The sequence below is a fragment of the Rhodovulum tesquicola genome (assembly GCF_024128855.1).
Classification (GTDB): Bacteria; Pseudomonadota; Alphaproteobacteria; order Rhodobacterales; family Rhodobacteraceae; genus Rhodovulum; species Rhodovulum tesquicola.
Genome location: NZ_JAMYDV010000004.1, coordinates 38201 through 58439 on the forward strand (window position 1 = coordinate 38201; position 20239 = coordinate 58439).

General features: G+C 69.4%; 18 protein-coding genes. 6 read left to right on the forward strand and 12 right to left on the reverse strand.

What is annotated here, in order from left to right; all coding sequences use genetic code 11:
• Positions 1-55 precede the first annotated feature (55 nt).
• Complete coding sequence (smc, locus tag NHN26_RS05455) at positions 56-3514, forward strand: chromosome segregation protein SMC (protein ID WP_253088497.1); 3459 nt, start codon at positions 56-58, stop codon at positions 3512-3514.
• Between the two features lie 6 nt (positions 3515-3520).
• Here the strand turns inward: smc and NHN26_RS05460 are convergent, their stop codons facing one another.
• From NHN26_RS05460 to NHN26_RS05470, 3 genes are all read right to left on the reverse strand, one after another.
• The gene (locus tag NHN26_RS05460) at positions 3521-4510 is read right to left on the reverse strand and encodes a glutathione S-transferase family protein (RefSeq protein ID WP_253088498.1); all 990 of its coding nucleotides are present in this window, start codon (positions 4508-4510) and stop codon (positions 3521-3523) included.
• Positions 4511-4596: 86 nt separating this feature from the next.
• Complete coding sequence (locus NHN26_RS05465; RefSeq protein WP_253088499.1) at positions 4597-5136, reverse strand: L,D-transpeptidase family protein; 540 nt, start codon at positions 5134-5136, stop codon at positions 4597-4599.
• Positions 5133-6302 carry a MalY/PatB family protein gene (locus NHN26_RS05470; protein ID WP_253088500.1) on the reverse strand — a complete coding sequence of 390 codons (1170 nt, stop codon included), beginning with the start codon at positions 6300-6302 and terminating at the stop codon, positions 5133-5135. Before NHN26_RS05470 ends, NHN26_RS05465 begins: the two co-directional genes overlap by 4 nt.
• A gap of 101 nt (positions 6303-6403) precedes the next feature.
• Here NHN26_RS05470 and def (NHN26_RS05475) point away from each other — a divergent pair, with 101 nt between their 5' ends.
• The 5 genes from def (NHN26_RS05475) to NHN26_RS05495 all read left to right on the forward strand — a co-directional run bounded on the left by def (NHN26_RS05475) (position 6404) and on the right by NHN26_RS05495 (position 9454).
• Positions 6404-6925 (forward strand): peptide deformylase, encoded by a 522-nt coding sequence (gene def / locus NHN26_RS05475; RefSeq protein WP_253088501.1) that lies wholly within the window; start codon positions 6404-6406, stop codon positions 6923-6925.
• A complete protein-coding gene (gene def / locus NHN26_RS05480; protein ID WP_253088502.1) occupies positions 6922-7416 on the forward strand; it encodes a peptide deformylase in 495 nt (164 codons plus the stop codon). The genes def (NHN26_RS05475) and def (NHN26_RS05480) overlap by 4 nt, the downstream gene beginning before the upstream one ends.
• Positions 7413-7916, forward strand: coding sequence for a peptide deformylase (def, locus tag NHN26_RS05485; RefSeq protein ID WP_253088503.1), 504 nt, complete (start codon positions 7413-7415; stop codon positions 7914-7916). Before def (NHN26_RS05480) ends, def (NHN26_RS05485) begins: the two co-directional genes overlap by 4 nt.
• Positions 7916-8815, forward strand: a complete 900-nt coding sequence (gene fmt / locus NHN26_RS05490) for a methionyl-tRNA formyltransferase (RefSeq protein ID WP_253088504.1) — start codon at positions 7916-7918, stop codon at positions 8813-8815. Before def (NHN26_RS05485) ends, fmt begins: the two co-directional genes overlap by 1 nt.
• 111 nt (positions 8816-8926) lie before the next feature.
• Positions 8927-9454, forward strand: coding sequence for a DUF2478 domain-containing protein (locus NHN26_RS05495; protein WP_253088505.1), 528 nt, complete (start codon positions 8927-8929; stop codon positions 9452-9454).
• 23 nt (positions 9455-9477) lie between these two features.
• On the opposite strand, the gene NHN26_RS05500 is transcribed toward NHN26_RS05495, so the two are convergent.
• The 9 genes from NHN26_RS05500 to phnE (NHN26_RS05540) all read right to left on the reverse strand — a co-directional run bounded on the left by NHN26_RS05500 (position 9478) and on the right by phnE (NHN26_RS05540) (position 20228).
• A complete protein-coding gene (locus NHN26_RS05500; RefSeq protein WP_253088506.1) occupies positions 9478-10218 on the reverse strand; it encodes a M48 family metallopeptidase in 741 nt (246 codons plus the stop codon).
• 160 nt (positions 10219-10378) lie between these two features.
• A complete protein-coding gene (locus NHN26_RS05505) occupies positions 10379-11020 on the reverse strand; it encodes an ABC transporter ATP-binding protein (RefSeq protein WP_253088507.1) in 642 nt (213 codons plus the stop codon).
• Positions 11017-11790, reverse strand: a complete 774-nt coding sequence (locus tag NHN26_RS05510) for an ABC transporter permease (protein ID WP_253088508.1) — start codon at positions 11788-11790, stop codon at positions 11017-11019. The genes NHN26_RS05505 and NHN26_RS05510 overlap by 4 nt, the downstream gene beginning before the upstream one ends.
• Before the next feature lie 6 nt (positions 11791-11796).
• A complete protein-coding gene (locus NHN26_RS05515) occupies positions 11797-12741 on the reverse strand; it encodes an ABC transporter substrate-binding protein (RefSeq protein WP_253088509.1) in 945 nt (314 codons plus the stop codon).
• 32 nt (positions 12742-12773) lie between these two features.
• Positions 12774-14627: a [FeFe] hydrogenase, group A gene (locus tag NHN26_RS05520; protein ID WP_253088510.1), complete on the reverse strand. Its 1854-nt coding sequence runs from the start codon at positions 14625-14627 to the stop codon at positions 12774-12776.
• A gap of 3 nt (positions 14628-14630) precedes the next feature.
• Positions 14631-16613 carry an FAD-dependent oxidoreductase gene (locus tag NHN26_RS05525; protein WP_253088511.1) on the reverse strand — a complete coding sequence of 661 codons (1983 nt, stop codon included), beginning with the start codon at positions 16611-16613 and terminating at the stop codon, positions 14631-14633.
• A 100-nt stretch (positions 16614-16713) separates the two neighbouring features.
• Positions 16714-18573 (reverse strand): SLC13 family permease, encoded by a 1860-nt coding sequence (locus NHN26_RS05530; RefSeq protein ID WP_253088512.1) that lies wholly within the window; start codon positions 18571-18573, stop codon positions 16714-16716.
• Positions 18574-18648: 75 nt separating this feature from the next.
• On the reverse strand, positions 18649-19470 hold the full coding sequence (gene phnE / locus NHN26_RS05535) for a phosphonate ABC transporter, permease protein PhnE (protein WP_253088513.1): 822 nt from the start codon (positions 19468-19470) through the stop codon (positions 18649-18651).
• Positions 19467-20228: a phosphonate ABC transporter, permease protein PhnE gene (gene phnE / locus NHN26_RS05540; protein ID WP_253088514.1), complete on the reverse strand. Its 762-nt coding sequence runs from the start codon at positions 20226-20228 to the stop codon at positions 19467-19469. Before phnE (NHN26_RS05540) ends, phnE (NHN26_RS05535) begins: the two co-directional genes overlap by 4 nt.
• Positions 20229-20239 lie beyond the last annotated feature (11 nt).

Below are 20239 nucleotides of genomic sequence, written 5' to 3' on the forward strand. Positions count from 1 at the left end.
GGGCGACCCGGCAAAGGATCGAACAACCTCGCTGGAATCAGGACAGGACGAATCCGTGCGCTTCACCCGACTCAGGCTCAACGGTTTCAAGAGCTTCGTCGATCCCACCGACCTGGTGATCGCCGAGGGGCTGACCGGCGTTGTCGGGCCGAATGGCTGCGGCAAGTCGAACCTGCTGGAGGCGCTGCGCTGGGTGATGGGCGAGAACCGCCCGACCGCGATGCGCGGCGGCGGCATGGAAGACGTGATCTTTGCCGGTGCCGCCACAAGGCCCGCCCGCAACTTCGCCGAAGTCAGCCTGATGATCGACAATTCCGACCGTCTGGCCCCCGCCGAGTTCAACGACAGCGACATCCTCGAGGTCGTGCGCCGGATCACCCGCGATGCGGGCTCGGCCTACAAGCTCGGCGGCAAGGAGGTGCGTGCGCGCGATGTGCAGATGCTGTTCGCCGACGCCTCGACCGGCGCGCATTCCCCGGCGCTGGTCCGCCAGGGCCAGATCTCGGAACTGATCAACGCCAAGCCGCGCAACCGCCGCCGCGTGCTGGAAGAGGCCGCGGGCATCTCGGGGCTTTACCAGCGTCGGCACGAGGCCGAATTGCGCCTGAACGCGGCCGAGCAGAACCTGTCTCGGGTCGATGACGTTCTGGACCAGCTTGCCCAGCAGCTTGCGCAACTGGCCCGGCAAGCCAAACAGGCCGCGCGCTATCGCGAGATCGCCGAGGAATTGCGCCGCGCCGAGGGGCTGTTGCTGTTCCGCCGCTGGCAGGAGGCCGACACCACCCGCGCCACGACCGAGGCGCAGCTGACCGAACGCACCCGCACCGCCGCCGCCGCCGAGGTCGCGGCGCGCAAGGCGGGCACCGCGCGCGAGGCTGCCGAGACCGCCCTGCCGCCCTTGCGCGAGGAAGAGGCCATCGCCGCCGCGATCCTGCAACGGCTGGTCGTGCAACGCGACGCGCTGACCGAGCAGGAAACCCGTGCGCGCGCCGCAATCGAGACGCTGACAGGCCGGATCGTGCAGCTTGGCCGCGATATCGAGCGCGAGGCGGGGCTCAACCGCGATGCGGGCGAGACGCTGGCGCGGCTGGACGAGGAACGCGCCGCGCTCGAGGCGGCACATCACGGGCACAAGGCCGCGATGGAGATTGCCAGCGCGGCCGCGCAGGAGGCCGCGTCGGTGCTGCGCGACCGCGAGGATGTGCTGGGCCAGAAGACCGAGGACATGGCCCGTCTGTCGGCCCGCCACCATTCGGCCCAGCGCCTGCGCGAGGATGCGGCCCGGACGCTGGCCCGCAACGAGGCCGAGGCCGCCGAGGCCCGCGCCGCGGTGGGCGAGGCCCAGGGCGCGCTGTCGGCGGCACGCGCGGCGGTCGAGGCCGCGACCGAGCGGCAGGACCATGCCGCCGAAGCCGCCGAGGCCGCCGAAGCCGCCCTGATCGCCGCGGACGAGGCGCGCGGCGATGCCCAGGCGCGCGAGGCCGAAGCCCGGGCCGACAAGGCGCAGGCCGAGGGCGAGGCGAATGCCCTGCGCGCCGAGGCGGCCGCCCTTGCCCGGCTGGTCGAGCGCGACGCGGCCGAAGGCGGCCAGGTGCTGGACCTTCTGGGCGTCGAGAAGGGCTATGAAAAGGCGCTGGGCGCCGCGCTTGCCGACGATCTGCGCGCGCCCGAGGCGCGGGACCAGGCCGCCTCGGGCTGGGCAGCCCTGCCCCCCTATGACCGGCCGCAGTCGCTGCCCGAAGGCGCGCTGCCGCTGGCCGATCATGTGAGCGTGCCGCCGGTCCTGCTGCGCCGGATCGGGCAGATCGGGCTGGTGCCGGATCGGGCGACGGGGATGCGGCTGCACCCCGCGTTGAAACCCGGTCAGCGGCTGGTCAGCGCCGAGGGCGATCTGTGGCGCTGGGACGGTTTGCGCGCTGGCGCAGGCGATGCCCCCAGCGCCGCCGCGCTGCGCCTGCAACAGCTCAACCGGCTGGCCGATCTGCGCCGCGATCTGGACGCGGCGACGGCCCGGGCCGAGGCGGCGGCGCGCGCCCATCAGGGAGTGGCCGCGGCGCTGGCCGATGCGACCGAGGCCGACCGCGCCGCGCGCGAGGCCCGCCGCGCCGCCGACCGCGATCTGGCCGAGGCGGGAAGGGCGCTTTCGCGCGCCGAGGCCGAGCGCGATATCGCGGCAAGCCGACTGGAAACCGCGAAGATGGCGGTCTCGCGCCACGAGGACGAGGCCACCGCCGCGCGCACCCGCCTGCGCGAGGCCGAGGCGGCGCTGGCCGGGCTGGGCGATCTGGACGCGGCGCGGGCCGGGCTTGAGGATGTCCGCACCACGGTCGAGGCCGCGCGGATGACGATGATCGCCCGCCGCGCCGCCCATGACGAACTGAAGCGCGACGCCGAGGCACGGCAGCGCCGTCTGGTCGAGATCGCGCGGGAAGCGGCGACCTGGCGCAAGCGGCTGGACACCGCCGAAACGCGGATCGCGGAACTTGCCGAACGCAAGGCGGCATCAGAGGCCGATCTGGAGGAAGCCGCCGCCGCGCCCGAGGAAATCGCCGCGAAGCGCGAGGAACTGGACGCCGCGATCGTGCAGGCCGAGGACCGGCGGCAGCGCGCGGCCGATGCGCTGGCCGAGGCCGAGACCGCCCTGCGCGAGGCCGACCGCGCCGCGCGCGAGGCCGAACGCGCCGCCGGCGAGGCCCGCGAAGCCCGCGCCGGAACCGAGGCCCGTGCCGAAGCCGCGCGCGAGGCCGCAGCCCAGGCCGCCGCCCGCATCGCCGAGGAAATGGAGGCGACCCCCGCCGCGCTGCTGGACCGGCTGGGCGCCGATCCCGACCGGATGCCCTCGGCCGAACAGATCGAGCATGACGTCACCCGGCTGAAACGCCAGCGCGAGGCGCTGGGCGCGGTGAACCTGCGCGCCGAGGAAGATGCCCGCACCGTGCGCGCCGAGCACGAGACACTGGCCACCGAAAAGCGCGATCTGGAGGAGGCGATCCGCGCGCTGCGCTCTGGCATTGCCAGCCTCAACCGCGAGGGGCGCGAGCGGCTTCTGACCGCGTTCGAGCAGGTCAATTCCAACTTCGCGATGCTGTTCACACATCTGTTCGGCGGCGGCGAGGCGCGGCTGGTGCTGGTGGAATCCGACGATCCGCTGGAGGCAGGGCTCGAGATCATGTGCCAGCCGCCGGGCAAGAAACTCTCGACCCTGTCGCTTCTGTCGGGGGGCGAGCAGACGTTGACGGCGCTGGCGCTGATCTTCGGCGTGTTCCTTGCAAACCCGGCCCCGATCTGCGTGCTCGACGAGGTGGACGCGCCGCTGGACGACGCCAACGTCACGCGCTTCTGCGACATGCTCGACGAGATGACGCGCCGCGCCGATACGCGCTTTCTCATCATCACCCACCACGCGATCACCATGAGCCGGATGAACCGGCTGTTCGGTGTGACCATGGCCGAGCAGGGCGTCAGCCAGCTTGTTTCCGTCGATCTGAGCCGGGCCGAGGCGCTGGTCGCCTGACCGGCCTCACGCGGCTTTCAGCCGGTCCCGGCCATGCGGCGCCAGCCAGTCGATCCGCGGGCCCGTGGGCAGGATCCGGTGCGGATTGATGCTGTCATGGCTGTAATGGTAGTGGCGCACGACATGACCGAAATCGGTCGTCGCCGCGACGCCGGGCCACTGGTACAGCTCGCGGGTATAGGCCCAGAGGTTCGGGAAATCGGCCAGCCGGTTGCGGTTGCACTTGAAATGCCCGTGATAGACCGGATCGAAGCGCACCAGCGTGGTGAACAGCCGCCAATCGGCCTCGGTGATCCGCGCGCCCGTCAGGTAGCGCCCGCTGGCAAGCCGATCCTCCAGCCAGTCGAGGCTGTCGAACAGCGCCGCAACGGCCTCGTCATAGGCGGCTTGCGTGGTGGCAAAGCCCGCCTTGTAGACGCCGTTGTTCACGCTGTCATAGATGCGCTCGTTCAGCGTCTCGATCTCGGCGCGCAGGGCCGCGGGCCAGTAATCGTCGCGGTTGCCGGAGATGCCGTCGAAGGCCGAATTGAACATCCGGATGATCTCGGCCGATTCGTTCGAGACGATGGTGCCGCGCGTCCTGTCCCACAGGACGGGCACCGTCACCCGGCCCGAAACGTCGGGTTTCGCGCGTGTATAGATGTCGCGCAGAAAGGGCAGTCCGTGCAGGCTGTCGCCTGTCGCGCCGGGGAAATCGGTGGCAAAGGTCCAGCCATCGTCCAGCATGTCGGGATGCACGACCGAAACGCCGATATGCTCCGTCAACCCCTTGAGCGCGCGGAAGATCAGCGTGCGATGCGCCCAGGGACAGGCAAGCGAGACGTAAAGGTGATAGCGCCCGCTTTCGGCCGGAAACCCGCCCTCGCCCGAGGGGCCTGGGGCGCCATCGGCCGTGATCCAGTTGCGAAACCCGGCGGTGGAACGCACGAAACGCCCGCCGCTTTCGGCGGTGTCATACCAGCCCGGATGCCATTTTCCGTCGATCAGTTGACCCATATCGTCCTCCTTTGCAGGACCGAGATAGGGGCGCGGGCGGCGCGCTGCCTCCCCGCTCGACGCGCAAGAGCCCTGCGCAGACGCACCTAGGGCAGGATGTCGACCGGGGTTCCCAGCGGCACGACGCGCCAAAGCTCGTCCATTTCGGCATTGCTCAGCGCGATGCAGCCCGCTGTCCAGTCATGGCCAAGGCGGCGGTCCCGGGGAATGCCGGGTGGCTGGCCGTGGATGAAGATGTCGCCGCCCGGGTTCACGCCCGCCCGCTCGGCATTGGCGCGGTCTTCGGGGCGGGGATAGTTCAGGCCCAGCGACAGGTGATAGCTGCTTTGCGGATTGCGCCGGTCGATATGAAACCGCCCCTCGGGCGTGCGGCCATCGCCCTGCGCCTGCTTGTGCCCCTCGGGGTCAAAGCCCAGGGCGATCGCGTAGCTGCGCACCGGCAGGTCGCCGACGAACAGGGTCATGCGGCGATCCGACTTCACCACTTCGATCCGGTCGACGGGGCCGGTCAGCGGCGGGGGTGGTGCAGGCATGCGCGGCGCGATCAGGCCCAGCGCCAGGACAACCGCGCCCGCCGCCAGAAGCGCCAGCGCCAGATGGCTGAAAAGCCCCGCGATCCGTTTCATTGCAGGTCGGCAAAGGACGCCTGCAACCGTTCGACCGCCTGCGCGACGCGGGCGCGGGACGTGGCGATGTTGAACCGCAGGAAGCATTCGCCCCCGGCCCCGAAGGTCGGCCCATGGTTCGCGGCGATCCTGGCGCCCTTCTCGACGCGCGCGGTAAACTCGGCCGCCGTCATGCCGGTGCCCGCGAAATCGACCCAGGCCAGATAGGTCGCCTCCAGCGGCATGGACGCAAGCCCCGGGATGGCGTTCACGCCCGCGTCGAACAGCCGCCGGTTGCCGTCGAGATAGAACATCAGCGCGTCGATCCATTCCGCGCCCTCGGGCGAATAGGCGGCGGTTGCCATCTCGATCCCGAAGGAATTGGCCGAGATCCCCAGCGCCGCCATGCGCCCGGCGAAGCGGGCGCGCAGCGCCTGATCGGGGATGATGACATTGCCGCTATGGGCGCCCGCGATGTTGAAGCTCTTGGTGGTGGCGGTCAGCATCACCAGCCGCTCGCGCAGCGTCGGGTCCACCAGATCCATGACGATGTGCTTCTGCCCCGGATAAACCAGGTCGTGATGGATCTCGTCCGAGACGAGGATCAGGTCATGCCGCTTGGCGAAATCGGCCACGCCCTGCAATTCGGCGCGGCTCCAGACCCGCCCGCCGGGATTGTGCGGCGAACACAGGATCACCATGCGCGCGCCCTCGGCCAGCGCGTCACAGGCGTCGAAATCCATCTCGTAGCGGCCATCGCGGTTCACCAGCGGACATTCCACCACGCGCCGCCCCGCCGCCCGGATCACCCGCGCAAACGCGTGATAGACCGGCGTGAACAGCACCACGCCATCGCCCGGCGCGGTGAAGGCATCGACGCACATCGCGGTGCCGTTCACCAGACCATGGGTGGTAAAGATCCAGTCGGGTTCGATCTGCCAGCCGTGGCGGCTGTGCATCCACCAGCCGATTGCCGCACGATAGGCGCCCTCGTCGCCGTAATAGCCGTAGATCCCGTGATCGACCATGCGTTGCACGGCGGCGCCGACACAGGCGGGCGGGCGGAAATCCATGTCGGCCACCCACATCGAAATGCCGTCGGCGGCGGGCACGCCATAGATCGGCTCCATCATGTCCCATTTCATCGAATGGGTGCCGCGGCGGTCGATGATCTCGTCGAAATCCATGGGGCCTCCTGCTCGTGCCGCGCCAAGCTAGCGGCTGGCCCCGCAGGCGCAAGCGTTCGTCGCATTGCAAGGCGGCCTCGATTCGCCTAAATCCATGCGCCATGAGCATCCGACCGATCCTGATCCATCCCGATCCGCGCCTGAAGACGGTGGCCGACCCCGTGTCGGACATCACGGGCGAGTTGCAGCGCCTGGCCGAGGACATGCTGGCCACCATGTATGACGCGCCGGGCATCGGCCTTGCCGCGCCGCAGGTGGGCATCCTGTCCCGCCTCATCGTGATGGATTGCGCCAAGGACGAGGGCACGCGGCCCAAACCCTTTGCCATGTTCAACCCCGAGGTGGTCTGGAAATCGGACGAGCGCAACATCCACGAGGAAGGCTGCCTGTCGGTGCCCGAGACCTATGCCGAGGTGACGCGCCCCGCCGAGGTCGTCGTGCGCTGGACCGATCCCGCGGGCGACCAGAAGGAGGATCGGTTCTCGGGCCTCTGGGCGACCTGCGTCCAGCACGAGATCGACCACCTCGATGGCATCCTGTTCATCGACTACCTCAAGCCGCTGAAACGCCAGCTCATCACGCGCAAGATGCAGAAGATCAAGCGCGACCGGGCCAGGGCGTGAGCATCCTGCAGATCCTGCGCTGGCCGGACGAGCGGTTGCGCATGGTCTGCGCCCCGGTGGAAGAGATCACCGACGAGATCCGCCTGCTGGTCGCGGACATGCTGGACACGATGTACGACGCGCCGGGCCGGGGTCTGGCCGCACCGCAGGTGGGTGTTCTCAAGCGGCTTTTCGTCATGGATGTGAACGGAAGGGCGGGCCCGCGCGCGCCGCGCATCTTCCTCGACCCGGTGATCGAGGCGTGGTCCGAGGAGACCGCCACCGGCCCCGAAGGCTGCCTGTCGATCCCCGGCATCGTGGCCGAGATCGAGCGGCCGGTGGAAATCGCGCTGCGCTGGCGCGATATCGACGGGACCGAGCGGCGCGAGACGCTGGCGGGGTTTCCCGCGATCTGCGCCCAGCACGAGATCGACCACCTGGACGGCATCGTCACCCTGGACCGCATGGCGCCCGCGTTGCGTGCCGGGCTGGAAGAGGCCTATCGCGCATGATCCGTCCGATCCTGCAATGGCCCGACCCAAGGCTTTCACGCCCCGCCGCCCCGGTCGAGACGATCACCGACGAGATCCGCGCCCATTGGGCGGACATGATCGACACGATGGAGGCGATGCCGGGACAGGGTGTGGGCCTTGCCGCGCCGCAGATCGGGGTCATGCTGCGGCTGGCGGTCGTGGATTGCTCGGACAGCCGCGGCCAGGCCGTGCGCATGGCCAATCCCGAGATCGTCGCTTCCTCGTCCGCGCTGAACGCCCATGACGAGGCCAGCCCCTGCCTGCCGGGCGTATGGGCCGAGATCACGCGCCCCGCGCGGGTGACGGTGCGCTTCCTGAACGACAGCGGCCAACCCGAGGAACGCGCGTTTGCCGAGCTTTGGGCCACTTCGGTCCAGCACCAGATCGACCATCTGGATGGCCGGATGTATTTCGACAACCTGTCACGCCTGAAACGCGACCGGCTTCTGAAAAAGGCCGCCAAGCTGGGGCGGGGCTGATGCGCGTCGTCTTCATGGGCACGCCCGATTTCTCGGTGCCGGTGCTCGATGCGCTGGTCGCCGCGGGCCACCGGATCGCCGCCGTCTATTGCCAGCCCCCCCGCCCCGCAGGGCGCGGCAAGAAGGATCGCCCCAGCCCCGTGCAGGCCCGGGCCGAGGCGCTGGGGCTGCCCGTTCGCCATCCGAAATCGCTGAAGGGCGCCGAGGCGCAGGCCGAATTCGCCGCGCTGGGCGCCGATATCGCGGTCGTGGTCGCCTATGGGCTGATCCTGCCGCAACCGGTGCTGGACGCGCCCCGGCTGGGCTGTCTGAACATCCATGCCTCGCTGTTGCCGCGCTGGCGGGGGGCGGCGCCGATCCACCGGGCGATCATGGCGGGCGACGCGGAAACCGGCATCTGCATCATGCGGATGGAGGCGGGGCTGGATACCGGCCCCGTCCTGCTGCGCGAGGCAACACCCATAGGGGCGCAGGAAACCATCGGCGAGTTGCACGACCGGCTGTCCGCCATGGGCGCGCGGCTGATCGTGCAGGCGCTGGAGCGGCTGCCCGAGTTGACGCCCGAGACCCAGCCCGAGGCGGGCGTCACCTATGCCGACAAGATCGACAAGGCCGAGGCGCGGGTGGACTGGACCCGCCCGGCCGCCGAAATCGCACGCCAGATCAATGGGCTCTCGCCCTTTCCCGGCGCATGGTGCATGGCGGGGGACGAACGGCTCAAGCTGTTGCGCGCCCGGGTGGACGAGGGCGACGGCGCGCCCGGCCAGGTGCTGGATCGCCTGACCATCGCCTGCGGATCGGGCGCGGTCGCCATCCTCGAAGCCCAGCGCGAGGGCAAGCGGCCCATGTCGGCGGACGAGATCCTGCGCGGATTGACGCTGCCCGAACGGCTGGATTGATCGCCCCGCGCCGGGGGCCTTCCGGACAGGGGCGTTTTCGCGACAGTGCCGCCGGGCTATACAGGCAGGGTCAGGTCGAATTAGACGCAGGTCGGGCAGGGGAGGCCGGGCATGACCGGAACGGAGGAGGGGACGGCCGAGCCGCGGATCGCCGCTTTTCCCATTGCCGCGGGGGTTTCGGTCGATACCCTTCTGGCGGGACTGGTGGCGGCGCTGCAGGCCGAGGGCTGGCGGCTGGCGGGGTTCCGGCAGACCGGGCTTGCGGATGGCGGCATGGCGGTCGTGGCCCTGTCGGATGGCGCGGTGTTCGGGATTTCGCAGGCCCTGGGGCCGGGCGCGACAGGCTGTCGCCTCGATCCCCGGGGTCTTGCCGAGGCGGCAGGCGCGGTACTTGTGGCGCTCGATGCCGGGGCCGATCTGGTCGTCCTGCCGCGCTTCGGCAAGGCCGAGGCCGAAGGCGGCGGCTTCCGCACGGTGATCGAGCGTGCCTGCGCTTGCGGTATCCCCGTGCTGGTCGCGGTGCGCCCCGACTGCGCCACCGCATGGGAGGCATTCACCGGCGGGCTTGCACACAACCTGCCGCCCGAGCCGCAGGCCCTGCTGGGCTGGTGCCGCGCGGCGCTGCCGGTCCGCGCCTGACCGCAAGGGGGCCGCGCGGGGTCTCAGGCCGGAAGGGTGGCAAGAAGGCGTTCCATCGCCCCGATCCGGGCCGCCGGTGCCGGATGGGTCGCCAGGAATTCCGGCGCGCGCGCGCCACCGGCCAGTTCCATCTGCTGCCAGAGCGTGACCGCCTGCCGCCCCTCGTAGCCCGCGCCGACCATCGCCCGGACGCCGAACTCGTCGGCTTCAAGCTCCTGGTTGCGCGAATAGGGCAACAGCAGCCCGACCTGCGCCCCCAGCCCCAGCGCCGCGGTTATCACATCGGCATTGCCCACATTGCTTGCGCCCAGCATCCCGCCGATAAGCCGCAGCCCGGTTTCGGTCGCAACCTCGGCGCTGATGCGTTCCTCGGGGTGGTTGGCCAGAAGATGCCCGATCTCGTGACCGATCACGGCGGCAAGCTGGTCGGGCGTGCGGGCGACGCGGAACATGCCTTCGTAGACGCCGATCTTGCGCCCCGGCAGGGCAAAGGCGTTGATCTCGGGCGAGGCAAAGACCTGCACCTCCCACGCGCCTGTCGGCTCGCCCAGATGGGTCAGCAGCCGCCGCGAGACCTGTTGGGCCGAGGACTGGAACCCGGTATCGCGCGACAGCGGCTGTTGCGCGCGCAGTTCCGACCAGGCGCGCAGCCCCATCGCCTCGACCTCGGACGAGGACACCAGCGCGGGCGGCACCCCGACGCAGCCCGAAAGCGACAGCACCGATCCGGCGGCGGTGGTGGCAAGAAAGCGGCGGCGGGTCATACAGCAACAGGCCAAGGCGATATCCTCACAGGATGCATGCGCCGGCGGGTGCAGCCTGCGGCCCGCCCGGCATGCACCCTAGATAGGCACCGCCCCCCCGGATCGTCCAGTGGGGATCGCTTCGGCGATGCAGCCTTTTGCCGATCCTGCCCGGGATCCCTTATCCCGCTCCGGGCTGCCCCGACGGCACGATCCGGCCTTTGTCCATCACGGCCAGACAATCCGCCTCGGCCGTCGCCTCGTCCCGGTCATGGGTGACGACAAGCATTGTCAGGCCGGTGCGCTCACGGATCTGCCGCAAGAGCTGCCACAAGGCGCGGCGCGGTTCGGCATCGAGCACCGCAAAGGGTTCGTCGCACAGCAGCAGATCAGGCTCCACCGCCAGCGCACGCGCCAGCGCCACGCGCTGACGCATGCCCCCCGAAAGCTGGCGGGGGAATTTCCCCGCATCGCCGGGGTCCAGCCCGACCGCCTCCAGCATCGCCCGGGCGCGCGCGCGCCGCTCTGCCCGGCCAAGGCCCAGCCCGCGCAGCGCGAAGCCGACATTGCCCAGCGCCGTCTTCCAGGGCAGCAGCGCGGGGTCCTGGAACACGATCCCCAGCCGGGCACAGCGCCGCGCGACCCGGCCCGCATCGGGGGTCAGCAGCCCCGCGGCCAGCGCGATCAGCGTGCTCTTGCCGCAGCCCGACGGCCCCATCAGCGCGGTGATCGTGCCCGCGCGCAGCGACAGGTCAAGCCCGCGCAGCACCGGCTTGCCGTCATGGGCAAACTCGACACCCTCAAGGCGCAGCGGCGCGGTCATGCCCCCACGCCCCGCCCATCGTCGCGCCAATGGACCATGCGGCGCTGAAGCGGCTGCAACAGCGCCAGATCGACCGCGACCAGCACCGCCACCACGACCAGCACCCAGCCCATCATCGCGGCCGTATCGACATGGGCGCGCGCGGTGGCCAGCCCGTCGCCGATGCCGCCCGCACCGGCCAGCAACTCGGCCATGACCGACACCTTCCAAGACATCGCCAGCGTCGTGGCCAGCGCGGGAAAGACATGGACCAGCATATGCGGCAGGTGCATGTGGGCCAGCCTTGCGCCAAGGGGCACGCGGAACGCCTGCGCCATCCGGATCAGCCCGCCATCAAGGCTGTGAACCCCGGCCACGGCGGCGGCAAAGACCAGCGGGCCGGTTGCCACGGCCACGGTGAACACGACCGCCCAGCGCCCGCCGAACCACAGAAGCGCCAGCACCACCCAGGCAATCGCGGGGATCCCCAGCAGCACCACCGCGACCGGCTGCAACGCCCGCTGCGCCTCGGGACGCAGGCCCGCGAGCGTCCCGGCGATCATTCCCGCCGCCGCGCCCGCGGCCCAGCCCATCCCGGCATTCCCGGCGGTCTGGGCCAGCGCGGGGGCAACCATGCCCTCTGCAATCATGCGCCATAGGGTTACGCCCGTCTCGGCCAGACCGGGCAGCACCAGCGGCCCCCAGATGCGATGCCCGGCCTCCCAAAGGACCAGCAACAGGGCAAGGCCCGCAAGGCTCCAGAGCCGGGAGGGAGGGCGTTTTCGCGCCATGTGACCCTAGCCCCAGTAGAAATCGGCATCGGGCAGGCGGTTCGCGACGATGCCCGGGGCCAGCGTCATGAGGTGCTGGAAATAGGTCTCGATATCCTGCTGCGCCTGCCGCGCGCTGGCCACGCCCAGCCGCACGAAGGGCAGCGACCGGGCGACGATCTCGGGCGCAAGACCCAGATGCGGCGCGGCCAGCGCGCCCGCCGCCACCGGCTCGGCCTGCGCCCAATCGGCGGCCTCGATACAGGCGGCATGGGCGGCGGCGACGACTTCGGGCGCGCTGTCCAGAAACTCGGCGCTGACCGCCAGCCCCACCTGCGGAATCCGCGGGCCGCGCCCGGTATGCCGGCCATAGATCTCGGCGATGTCGAGCGCGCGGATCATGGGCAAGCCTTCGCGTTCGGCACGGATCTGCGCGGTCGTGGCGGCCGGTTCATGCAGCAGCGCCACATCGCCCCGCCCGGCCAGGAACAGCGGCACCGCCTCGCCGGGCGAGCCGACATAGTCGAGCCGTAGATCGCGGTCGGGGTCCAGCCCGGCCCAGCCCAGCACCATGCGGAACAACAGATCCGGCGCCTCGTTCTTGTTCGACAGCAGCACCCGGCGGCCCGCGAGATCCGCGATCGAGCGGATGCGGTCATCGCGCGCCATGACATGAAGCACGCCCCAGGTCACGACATTGATCATCCGCGTGCCCGCCCCGCGATTGAAGAAATTGGCCGCGGCATAGGTGGAACTGGCAAACAGCCGGAACGCGCCCGAGGCGATGCCCGCGCGCAACTGGTCGGTGCTTTTCCAGATCTCGAACCGCGCGCCGGGCGCGGCCCTCTGGAACCGCTCGGACGCCACCGCCCCGGCAAATACCGCCGAAGGCGTGCCCGGAATACCCCAGAGCGTCAGCGGCTCCGCCCCCCGCGCCGGGGCCGCAAGGGGCAGCGCGGCCAGTCCGGCCACCACCGCGCGGCGGTCGAAACAGGGCCTCCGGGTCAATAGACCATCGTGCTCATGGTGATGTCGTCCCAGATCTCCTTGACGGTATGCTTCAGCTCGCGTCGGCGATCCTCGTAGCTCGTATGCAGCAATTGGTGCGCAAGTTCCGAGTTCGGCGCGCCCAGGAAATCGCGATACAGCGCCTGCACCTGCGGGTTGTTGTGCGACTGGCGCACGCGGGCCGCGCGGTCGACCGAATAGATGGTTTCGCGCCGTTTCTGGGCCAGCGGCAGATACGCCTTTTTCGAGCGCAGCGACCCGCCCCCATCGACGCAGCCGCCGGGGCAGGCCATCACCTCGATGAAATCGTAATCGGCCCTGCCTGCCAGCACCGCCTCCACCAGCGCGCGCGTGTCGCCAAGCCCGTGGACCATCGCCACCCTGACCTCGCCCACCTGCCCGCCCAGATCGACGCGGGCCTCGCGGATGCCCTCGAAGCCGCGCAACTGGGTCAGTTCGATCTGCTCCAGCTCGCGTCCGTTGACGATGGCATAGACGGTGCGCAGCGCGGCCTCCATCACACCGCCGGTGGTGCCGAAGATGGCACCCGCGCCGGAATATTCGCGCAAAAAGGGGCTGTCGAAGCCCGAGGGTTCCAGCGTCTTCAGGTCGATCCCCTCGCGGCGCAGCAGGCGCGCGAATTCGCGGGTGGTCAGCACCAGATCCGTATCGGGCCGCCCGTCCCGCGCCAGTTGCGGGCGCGTCGCCTCCTCTTTCTTGGCGACGCAGGGCATGACCGAGATCACGCGGATCCGATCCGGCGCGACGCCCAGTTTTCCGGGCAGCCAGGTCTTGGCAATGGCCGACAGCACCTGTTGCGGCGACCGGGTCGAGGACAGAAGCGGCAGCAGCTCGGGGTAATGGATCTCGGCAAAGTCGATCCAGGCCGGGCAGCACGAGGTAAAGGTGGGCCGCCGCCCCGCCTTGAGCCGGCCCAGCAACTCGGCGCCTTCCTCCATGATGACGACGTCGGCGGCGAAATTGGTGTCCAGCACCACGTCGAAGCCGAGCTTGCGGCAGGCGGTGGCGATATGGCCCTCGACATTGGTGCCGGGGCGCATGCCGAATTCCTCGCCAAAGGCGACGCGCACGGCGGGGGCGAATTGCACCACCGTCACAAGGTCGGGGTCGCAGATGTAGTCGATGGCCCGGTCGGTCTCGTCGCGTTCGCCCAAGGCGCCGGTGGGACAGACCAGCACGCATTGCCCGCAGGACACGCAGGCCGACGAGGGGTAATCCTCGGCGCCCCGCAGCGCCACCAGCCGGTCAAGCCCGGTGCCCTCCATCGCCAGCGCGTCGACCTGCTGGTGATGGCGGCAGATCGCGACGCAGCGCTGGCAGCGCACGCAGCGGCGCATGTCGCGCACCATCGCGGGCGAGGTCAGGTCGATGGGCCGCGCCTCGGTCCGGGCGCGGTCGAAGAAGCGGTTTTCCTTGAGACCCACGAACTGCGCCAGATCCTGCAATTCGCAATCGCCATGCCGGATGCAGGTCGCGCAATCCTGCAAATGGTCGGCCATCAGCAGTTCCACCTGCAAGCGCTGCATGTCGCGCGCGCGCTTGCTGCGGGTCCGCACCTCCATCCCGTCGCGGATGGGCGTGTTGCAGGCGGTCACGATCTGCGGCGCGTCATGGCCGGCCTGCACGATCTCGACCACGCAGACGCGGCAGGTGCCGGGGGTGTGGTCGATGTCGTCCAGTTCGCACAGCGTCGGGATATAGATGTCATGCCGCCGCGCGCAGGACAGGATGGTTTCGTTCGCCCGGCCGGTGCAGGGCGTCCCGTTGAGGATCAGCGCCACGGTCTCGGGCGCGTCGGGGCCGGGTGTGTCGGGGCCGGAGGTGCACATGGCTCAGACCGCTCCTTCGGGGATGGGATGGCCGGTAAGGACCGTGTAGACGCGATAGCAGCGCATGCAACGCTGCGCCTCGGCATAGGCGGCCCTGGCGCTGATCGTCTGCTCGACCTCCTCGAACATGCGCTTGCGCAATTCGGGGTCGAGTTCGGGATTGTGCACGCGATAGGCGTTGCGCACCGGCGTCTCGACCACGTCATTGGCCAGGAAATCGTTGTCGGCGATCAGCTTGCGCATGCGCGCACGCTTGTAGAACCTGACCGAACCGCGCTGGATCCAGTCGTCGATATTGCGCGCAGCCTTCAGCCCGTCGGCCATCGCCCAGATCAGCGTCGAGGGGCCGGTGACGCAATCGCCCCCCGCAAAGACACCGGGCCGCGAGGTGGTGAGCGCATCATCCGCGGCCACGCAGCGCCAGCGGTCCAGCGCGATGCCGTCCGCCTCGATCCGGCTGCCATCCTCGACCTGCTGGCCGATGGCCGCGATCAGCGTGTCGCAGGGCAATGTCACCTCGCTGCCGGGGATGGGGCGGACCTTGCGCCGGCCGCTGTCGTCAGGCTCGCTCTGTTCCATCTGCGCGACCACGACGCCGGTGACGCGGCCCGCCTGGGTCAGCACGCGGACCGGGTTGCAAAGCGTGTGAAAGGTCACGCCCTCGGCCTCGGCATCCGCGATCTCGCCGGGATCGGCGGGCATGTCCTCGCGGGTGCGGCGGTAAAGGACATGCACGCGCCCCGCCCCCAGCCGGATCGCCGAGCGCACGCAATCCATCGCGACATTGCCCCCGCCCACCACCAGCACCTCGCCCGACAAGGACAGCGGCGCAGCCCCCGCAACATGATCGTGAACCCGCAGAAGGAAGTCGATGCCGCTGAAATAGCCCGCGCGCGCCTCGTCCTCGCCCGCAACCCCCAGCCGCGAGCCCGCCTGGCAGCCGAGCCCCAGGAACACCGCCCGGTAGCCGCGCGCGAACAGATCGTCGATATCGAAGTCGCGCCCCAGCTGCTGGCCGAACAGGAAGCGCCCGCCCAGATCGGCGATGATTTCGGTTTCCAGCGCCAGCGTGTCCTTGGGCAGCCGGTAGGCGGGAATGCCGATCTGCGCCATCCCGCCCGCCTGGCTTGCCTTGTCGAACACATCGACATGATAGCCGCGCAGCAGCAGATGATAGGCGCAGGAAATGCCCGCCGGACCCGCACCGACCACCGCCACCCGCATGGCCGGATCCAGCGGCTTGCGGATCATGTCGCGGGTGAATTCCAGCGCGTTCGGGCCGCTTTGCTGGTCGGCGACAAAGCGTTTCAGGGTCTTGATCCCCACCGCCTCGTCCACGAACTTGCGCCGGCAGGCCTGTTCGCAATAACGCACGCAGACCCGCCCGCAGGTCGCCGCCATCGGATATTTCTGCAACAGAACCCCCAGCGAGTTCTCGGGCTTGCCGTCGCGGATATAGTCGATATAGCGCGGCACGTTGACCTTGGAGGGGCAGGCCTCGATGCAGGGGGCGGTCATGTAGGCCATGCCATGCTGGGCGCGGATCGGCCGCTTCGGGGCCAGTTCCTCCTCGATCCGGCCGCGGAAATGGCCCAGCGCGTCCAGCAGCGCCACCGAACAGGTCTGGCCCAGACCGCAAAGCGACGTTTCGCGCATCTGCTCGCCCAGCATCGCGATCTGATTCAGATCCAGCGGTGCATCCAGCCCGCGCCGCATCGCGTCCAGCGCGTCGCGCACCAGCACCGTGCCCATACGGCAGGGCGTGCAGACGCCGCAGGATTGTTCGGCCGCCTTGCGCATGTAGTGGTAAAGCGCGTCCACAAGGCTGACGCTTTCATCGAACACGAAGAAACCTCGGTCGCCGAAAAAGGCGCGGATCGGGTTGCCCTCGTCGAACTCGTCGAAATTGCGGGGCTCAAGGGTGGCTTGCCCCGCCTGCCGGTCATGGACGACCCCGTCCCAGACCCCATAGGCCACCTGTGTCATGGCGCACTCCTTTCCGGGGACGGCCAGCGACACCGCCCCTGTCGCCCCGAACCTCGCGCGGCGGGACCGGCCCCGCCATGATCCAGCGCAAGGACAGGGGTCAGAGCGGCCAGACCACCAGCAGAAGCGGCAGGCTGACCACGACCACCAGAATCTCCAGCGGCAGGCCAAGCCGCCAGTAATCGCCAAAGCGAAAGCCGCCGGGACCCAGTATCAGCGTGTTGTTCTGATGCCCGATGGGGGTCAGGAACGCGCAGGAGGCCCCGATCGCCACCGCCATCAGAAAGCTGTCGGGATTGACACCGAGCGCCGCGGCGATGCCCAGCGCGACCGGGCACAGCACGGCGGCGGTGGCGGCGTTGTTCATCACGTCCGACAGGAACATCGTCGTCACCAGCACCACCGCCAGCGCTGCGACGGCATTGCCCTGCGCTATGGTCTCGACCAGCACGCGCGCCAGCAGATCGGCCGCACCCGTTGCCTGCATCGCACCCGCCACCGGGATCAGCGCGCCCAGCAGCACGATCACCGGCCAGTCGATCGCGGAATATACCTGCCGGGGCGGCACCGTGCGCAGCAGCATCGAGGCCAGGACCCCGAGCGCAAAGGCCGGGGCCGCGGGCAGAAGACCCAGCGTGACAAGGGCAACGGCGCCCAGCATGATCGCGCCCGCGATGATCGCCATGCGCTTGTCGGGGATGCGCAGTTCCCGCTCGCGCAGGGGCACGCAGCCGGTATCGTTGACGAAATCGGCCATCACCTCGGCCGGCCCCTGCATCAGCAACAGATCACCCGAGCGGATCCGCAGCGACCGCAGCCGGGTCGGCGGCGGCCGCCCCTCGCGCGAGACGGCCAGCAGGTTCAGCCCGAACCGCGTGCGCAGCCGAAGATCGGTAGCCGATCGTCCCACGATGCTGGACCCCGGCAGAACGGCCAGTTCCCGCAGCACGATATCCTCGTCTCGGTCCGGCTTGTCCTCGGCGCTCTCCTCGTCATGCTTGCCTGCGCCATCTTCCGCGACGTCCTGCGGTCGCGACCCGGGCGCCGTGTCGCCTGCCTCTTCCGAGGATGGACCCTGCTCCTCCAGTTCGATGCCGAACAGCGCCAGCGCCTCGGCCAGTCCCTCGACATCGGCATCCAGAACCAAGATGTCGCCCGCGCGGATGCGTCGGCCGCCATGCGGGGCGGTGATGCGGACCTCGTTGCGCACGAGGCCGACCACCTGCGCGCCGCTCTCCTCGATCTCGCGTTCGAAGCCGCGCAGGGTCAGGTGAACGGCCTTGCTCTTTTCGGGCACGCGCACCTCGGTCAGATAGGTGCCGGTATCGAACGCCTCGCCCGTGGCCGATTTGCGCGCGGGCACCAGCCGCCAGCCGACCAGCACCACGAACAGCACGCCCGCCAAAGCCACCGCAACGCCCACGGGCGCGAAATCGAACATGCCGAAATGCCCCGGCCCCGCCTCGGCGCGAAAGCCCGAGACGATCAGGTTCGGCGGCGTGCCCACCAGCGTCGTCATGCCGCCCAGGATCGTGCCGAAGGCCAGCGGCATCAGCACCTGCCCCGGCATCAGGTCCAGCCGCCCGGCAAGCTGCACCGCGACCGGCATCAACAGTGCCATGGCGCCGACATTGTTCATGAACCCCGACAGCGCAGCACCCAGCCCCATCAGCGCGGCCATGCTGGCCAGTCGCCCGGCCTCGCGCGGCAGAACGCTGCGCGCCAGCCAGTCCACCGCACCGGTGGTCTGCAGCCCGTGGCTCAGCACCAGCACGCAGGCCACCGTGATCACCGCCGGATGGCCGAATCCCGCAAAGGCGTCCGTGGCCGGAACGACGCCCGCGACGACGCAGGCCAGAAGTGCCGCCAGCGCCACCACGTCATGGCGATAGCGCCCCCACAGGAACGCCGCCAGCGTGGCGCCAAGGATTGCGAAGATCAGGAACTGGTCGGCGCTCACGGCCCCCTCCATCCGGTCCTTGCCCGAGGGGACCAGATCGGCGGTCCGGCTGCAATCGTCCTTTCGCCGCGCGCCTCAGATGATCGCGTGCCGCACCCGGGCCGAGACCCATTCGCTGACCACGACGGTCGCCAGGATCACCAGGATGATCAGCGTGACCTGCGGCCAGGCCAGCACGTTCAGGCTGGCCTGAAGCTGCGCCCCGATGCCACCCGCGCCCACCAGCCCGAGGATCGCGCTTTCGCGGATGTTGATATCCCAGCGGAACACCGAGATGCCGTAGAAACTGGGCAGCACCTGCGGCACGATCCCGTAATTCAGGATCTGCGCCTTGGTCGCCCCGGTGGCGGTGATCGCCTCGATCTGGGCGATATCCGTCTCCTCGATCGCCTCGTAAAGCAGCTTGCCGATGAAGCCGACCGAGCGGAAGCCGATGGCAAGGATCCCCGCAAGGATCCCGGGGCCCAGGATCGACACCAGCAGCAGCGCCCAGATCAGCGAGTTGATCGAGCGGCTGGCCACGATGCAGAACAGCGCGACGGGCCGCAGGATCATCCGCGAGGGCGTGGTGTTCGAGGCCGCCAGGAAGGCCAGCGGAACCGCCAGCACGATGCCCAGCAGCGTGCCCAGCGTGGCGATGTTGATCGTGTCCCACAACGGCTGCCAAAGCCTGTCCATATAGGACCAGCGCGGCGGCCAGGCGCGGCTGGCCAGATCAGCCGCGGCATGGGGCGCGTCATAGACGAAGACCCACATCGTGCGTTCCGTCATGATGTTCCAGCACCAGACGAACAGCGCGACCAGCCCCAGCCAACCGGCATAGATCGCCAGCCGGCCAAGCGGGGTGCGGTGGTGCCAGACGGGACGTTCGGCGGCGGGAATGTCGATCACGCTCATTGCACCCACCTGCGCAGATAGCCCGAGGAATATTCCGAGATCATCACGATGGCGATGATGATGAGCAGCACCGCCCCCGCGCTGTCATATTCATAGCGGTTCAGCGCGGTGTTCAGCGTCGCCCCGATCCCGCCCGCGCCGACGATGCCGATCACGGCAGATTCGCGGAAATTGATGTCGAGCCGGTAGAGCGACAGCCCGATCAGTCGCGGCATGACCTGCGGCTGGATCGCGTAGTTGATCAACTGGAACCACGAGGCGCCGGTCGCCCGGATCGCCTCGGCCTGGGATTCGTCGATATCCTCGATATCCTCGGCCAGCAGCTTGCCGATGAAGCCGATGGTGGCAAAGGTCAGCGTCAGGAACCCCGCAAAGGCGCCAAAGCCGAACAGCGCCACGAAGAAGATCGCGACGATGATTTCCTGCAACGCGCGGGAAACGGCGATGATCCCGCGGCAGATCGCATAGATCCAGCCCGGGGCGACATTGCGCGCCGCGCCGATGCCGATGGGGATCGAGATCAGGACGCCGACCACGGTCGAGGTCAGCGTCATCGTCAGGCTCTCGATCAGCCCGGTAGAGATGTCGCGCCAGCGGGTGGTGAAATCGGGCTGAAGGAACCCCGCGATGAAGCGCTGGCCGCGCTCCATCCCGACCATGACGCGCTGCCAGTTCACCTCGATGGTGCCAAGCGCCAGCACCAGCCAGACCAGCGCCCCGATGGCAAGCGCATAGCGCCAGAAGCGCGACTTGATCATCTGCGGCGGGC